This window comes from Streptomyces katrae (assembly GCF_000966975.1).
Taxonomy (GTDB): Bacteria; Actinomycetota; Actinomycetes; order Streptomycetales; family Streptomycetaceae; genus Streptomyces; species Streptomyces katrae.
In genome coordinates this window covers 1-3,847 of the sequence record NZ_JZWV01000796.1, presented here as the reverse complement: position 1 = coordinate 3,847, position 3,847 = coordinate 1, and the positions used below count along the sequence as shown (strand labels likewise).

Here is a 3,847-nt window from a genome sequence, read left to right as displayed (position 1 = left end):
AGCGCGTCTGCCATTCCGCCACCCGGACCGGGTGTGTGCGTCCCGGCCTCGCGGCCGTTCCGACGTGGAAAACATTACCAAACAGTCCGGGGTCCTCGATCACCCCCCTCCGGCCGGCGGACGGCCCTTGGGGAGAGCGGCTCCGGGCGGGAGGATGGAGAGACAGCCGGTACGTGATCAATGGGAGGAAGCAGCGTGAGCGCAGCGGGCGCGGGCAAGACCGTCTCGGGCCAGGACGAGGTCGTCGACCTCTGCCGGGACCTCATCCGGATCGACACCAGCAACTACGGGGACCACTCGGGCCCCGGCGAGCGCAAGGCGGCCGAATGGGTCGCCGAGAAGCTCGCCGAGGTCGGACTGGAGCCGCAGATCTTCGAATCGCACAAGGGGCGCGCCTCGACCGTGGCCCGTATCGAGGGCGAGGACCCCTCACGGCCGGCGCTGCTGATCCACGGGCACACCGACGTGGTCCCGGCCAACGCCGCCGACTGGACCTACGACCCGTTCTCGGGCGAGATCGCCGACGGCTGCGTGTGGGGCCGCGGCGCGGTCGACATGAAGGACATGGACGCGATGACGCTGGCCGTCGTGCGCGACCGCATGCGCAGCGGGCGCAAGCCCCCGCGCGACATCGTGCTGGCCTTCCTCGCCGACGAGGAGGCGGGCGGCACGTACGGCGCCCGGCACCTCGTGGACAAGCACCCCGGGCTCTTCGAAGGGGTCACCGAGGCGATCGGCGAGGTCGGCGGCTTCTCCTTCACGGTGAACGAGAACCTCCGCCTCTACCTGGTGGAGACCGCCCAGAAGGGCATGCACTGGATGCGGCTGACGGTGGAGGGCACCGCCGGCCACGGCTCGATGACCAACACCGACAACGCGATCACGGAGCTGTGCGAGGCCGTCGGACGCCTCGGCCGCCACACCTGGCCGGTCCGCGTCACGAAGACCGTTCGACACTTCCTCGACGAACTCTCGGACGCGCTCGGAACCCCGCTCGACCCCGACGACATGGACGCCACCCTCGCCAAGCTCGGCGGGATCGCCAAGATGGTCGGCGCGACCCTGCGCAACTCGGCCGCCCCGACGATGCTCGGCGCCGGCTACAAGGTCAACGTCATCCCCGGCCAGGCCACGGCGCACGTGGACGGCCGCTTCCTGCCGGGCTACGAGGACGAGTTCTTCGCGGACCTCGACCGGATCCTCGGCCCGCGCGTGAAGCGGGAGGACGTGCACGCCGACAAGGCCCTGGAGACGGACTTCGACGGGAAGCTCGTGGACGCCATGCAGGGCGCCCTCCGGGCCGAGGACCCGATCGCGCGCGCCGTGCCGTACATGCTCTCGGGCGGTACGGACGCCAAGTCCTTCGACGACCTCGGCATCCGCTGCTTCGGCTTCGCGCCGCTCCAGCTGCCGCCGGAGCTGGACTTCGCGGGCATGTTCCACGGAGTGGACGAGCGGGTTCCGGTCGACGGCCTGAAGTTCGGCGTGCGGGTGCTCGACCGCTTCATCGACAACGCCTAACGCCGGGGATTCGGGAAGGTGTGCGGATTCCACTGAGAAGAGTGAATGCGCTCATACGCTCGTAGCCCCGGTGATCCCTCCTCGTTACAGGTGTGCGGTCCGCGGCTGGGACCGCATTGCCTACTAGGAGGAACAATGCTCAAGAAGGTTGTCGCCGCTGCGGCTGCCACCGGTGGTCTGGTTCTCGCGGGCGCCGGTCTCGCCGTCGCCGACGCGGGCGCCCAGGGTGCGGCCATCGGCTCCCCCGGTGTCGCTTCCGGCAACGTCGTCCAGGTTCCGGTCCACGTGCCGGTCAACGTCTGCGGCAACACCGTGAACATCATCGCCCTGCTGAACCCGGCCTTCGGCAACACCTGCGTCAACGCCTGACGCTTCTGAAGTTCTGGCCCCGGAGCGCAATCCAGCGCTCCGGGGCCGCCGGGCTTTACGGCCCGGACCAGATCATGTCGGCGTGGCAGGCGGGGGAGCCCGTACAGCCTGTGCGCCGCGCGAACGCACACACCAGGGGACGAGTACAGATGCGACGACCTGTCCAGGTCACGAGGAAGACACTGATCACGATGGCGGCGGCGGGGGGTGTCCTCGCGCTCGGAGGCGGCTACGCACAGGCGGACGCGGGCGCCTCCGGGCACACCGCGAACTCGCCGGGCGTCCTGTCCGGGAACAACGTGCAGGCGCCGGTGGACGTTCCGGTCAACGCCTGCGGCAACACCGTGACGGTGGTGGGGGGTCTGAACCCGGCCTTCGGCAACCGCTGCGCCAACGAGTCCCACGGGCCGCAGCACCCGGGCCACCCCGGAAACCCGGGCACCCCGGGCCACCCCGGGAACCCGGGCGACGGCGACGAGGACTGCGACGACGAGCCGGAACACCCCGGCCACCCGGGCGGAGAGCACCCGGGCCAGCCCGGGAACCCCGGTACGCCGGGCGGTCACACGCCGGGCGGCCACCCCGGCACCCCGGGCGGCCACCCCGGCACCCCGGGCGGCCAGACGCCCGGCACCCCGGGCACGGGTACCCCGGGCGGCGGACAGCAGAACCCCGGCACCCCGGGCGGCCAGACCCCCGGCACGGGCACGCCCGGTACCGGGACCCCGGGCACGGGAACGCCCGGCACCACCACCGGCCCCGGCACGGGCGGCAGCACCACTCCCGCCGCCCACTCCGCGCCCGCGCCGGACGCGGCACTCGCCGCCACCGGAGCCGGTGCCGCCATGACGGCCGGCCTCCCGCTCGCGGGCGGACTGCTGCTGGCCGGCACGGTGCTCTACCGGCGCGCCCGCAACTCCGCCTGACGGACACCCACGACGCGGGTCCCGGAACTCCGGGGCCCGCGTCGCCGTGTGCCCGGCGGACGAACGGTCACCAGGTCGCTCTGACCTGGCGGATGATCCGGCGGCGCAGCCGCGCGCGGCGGCTGCCGTCCCGGTACAGGGTCAGGCGGTCGAGCTCCCAATGCCCGTACTCCGCATGGTCGGTCAGCAGGCGGGTCGCCTCCTTGCGGGGGGTCCCGCGGGGCACGTACACGTCGACGAATTCGTATTCCGGCATCGCATCTATTGTGCGGGCACCGGCCCGCTACGGATAGCGTCTGCACTATGTCTGATGCCGCTCTGCCCACTGTTGCCGAGGTACGCGCCGCCGCCGAGGCGGTCAAGGCCGCTCTCGACCGTCACCTCGCCGCGGTCGAGAGCAGGATCGGGGACGAGGACCCGGCCGTCTACGCCGCCTTCAACGAACTCGCCGCCGCCGCCGAGGAGTACGACGAACTCCTCTACGACCGCTACGACGAGGTCACCCCCTTCGAGATCCCCACACCCGAGACCGGGGCCCGCTACACCGGCCCCGCCGAGCCCGCCGCCTTCAGCGTGCTCATCCGACGCGACTACGCCGTCGTCGAACCGGCCCGGCTGATCGCCCAGGCCGAACGCGTCGCCGCGCACGACCGCGACGCCGAACTCATCGACGACGGCGGCACCGGCGGAGCGCTGGGGGTGCTCTTCGGGGAGTACGAGCCCGATGAGATCGCCTCCCGCTCCAAGGACTTCGGCCTGGAGGAGGGCGACTCCACCCTCTGGATCGCGGCGCTGGAGGAGGTCGCGGAACCGGGGGACTGGCTGGCCTCGCCCTTCGGGCAGACCGATCCCCAGGACGTCCTGCACCGGTTCGACGTGAGCTCCGTCTTCGACGAGGACGCGGAGTACTTCGAGGACGACGACACCGACGAGAGCCCCGCCGCGCCGACCGGACTGACCCCGGCCTGAGCCCCACCGCGCCGCCTCCGTCCCCTCCGGGCGGAGGCGGCGCGCCCGTTCACCCCGCCACT

Annotated in this window: 5 protein-coding genes; 4 read left to right on the top strand and 1 reads right to left on the bottom strand. The window is 72.1% G+C overall.

Annotated features, from left to right (window positions below):
• Positions 1-180 precede the first annotated feature (180 nt).
• From VR44_RS26735 to VR44_RS26725, 3 genes are all read left to right on the top strand, one after another.
• Entirely contained in the window at positions 181-1,521 is a 1,341-nt protein-coding gene (locus tag VR44_RS26735) for a M20/M25/M40 family metallo-hydrolase (RefSeq protein WP_045950169.1), read from the top strand.
• A gap of 135 nt (positions 1,522-1,656) precedes the next feature.
• Complete coding sequence (chpH, locus tag VR44_RS26730) at positions 1,657-1,890, top strand: chaplin ChpH (protein WP_045950168.1); 234 nt, start codon at positions 1,657-1,659, stop codon at positions 1,888-1,890.
• 191 nt (positions 1,891-2,081) lie between these two features.
• Positions 2,082-2,816: a chaplin gene (locus VR44_RS26725; protein WP_245692255.1), complete on the top strand. Its 735-nt coding sequence runs from the start codon at positions 2,082-2,084 to the stop codon at positions 2,814-2,816.
• Positions 2,817-2,883: 67 nt separating this feature from the next.
• Here VR44_RS26725 and VR44_RS26720 read toward each other — a convergent pair whose 3' ends face one another.
• Complete coding sequence (locus VR44_RS26720; protein WP_045950166.1) at positions 2,884-3,072, bottom strand: DUF5703 family protein; 189 nt, start codon at positions 3,070-3,072, stop codon at positions 2,884-2,886.
• Positions 3,073-3,119: 47 nt separating this feature from the next.
• On the opposite strand from VR44_RS26720, the gene VR44_RS26715 reads away from it, so the two are divergent.
• Complete coding sequence (locus tag VR44_RS26715; RefSeq protein ID WP_045950165.1) at positions 3,120-3,785, top strand: hypothetical protein; 666 nt, start codon at positions 3,120-3,122, stop codon at positions 3,783-3,785.
• Positions 3,786-3,847: the final 62 nt, after the last annotated feature.

What these genes read in the sequence shown, in the direction of transcription:
- VR44_RS26720 (WP_045950166.1), bottom strand. Translation starts at nt 3,072, where the DNA reads ATGCCGGAATACGAATTCGTCGACGTGTACGTGCCCCGCGGGACCCCC.
- VR44_RS26725 (WP_245692255.1), top strand. Translation starts at nt 2,082, where the DNA reads ATGGCGGCGGCGGGGGGTGTCCTCGCGCTCGGAGGCGGCTACGCACAG.
- VR44_RS26715 (WP_045950165.1), top strand. Translation starts at nt 3,120, where the DNA reads ATGTCTGATGCCGCTCTGCCCACTGTTGCCGAGGTACGCGCCGCCGCC.
- VR44_RS26735 (WP_045950169.1), top strand. Translation starts at nt 181, where the DNA reads ATGGGAGGAAGCAGCGTGAGCGCAGCGGGCGCGGGCAAGACCGTCTCG.
- chpH (WP_045950168.1), top strand. Translation starts at nt 1,657, where the DNA reads ATGCTCAAGAAGGTTGTCGCCGCTGCGGCTGCCACCGGTGGTCTGGTT.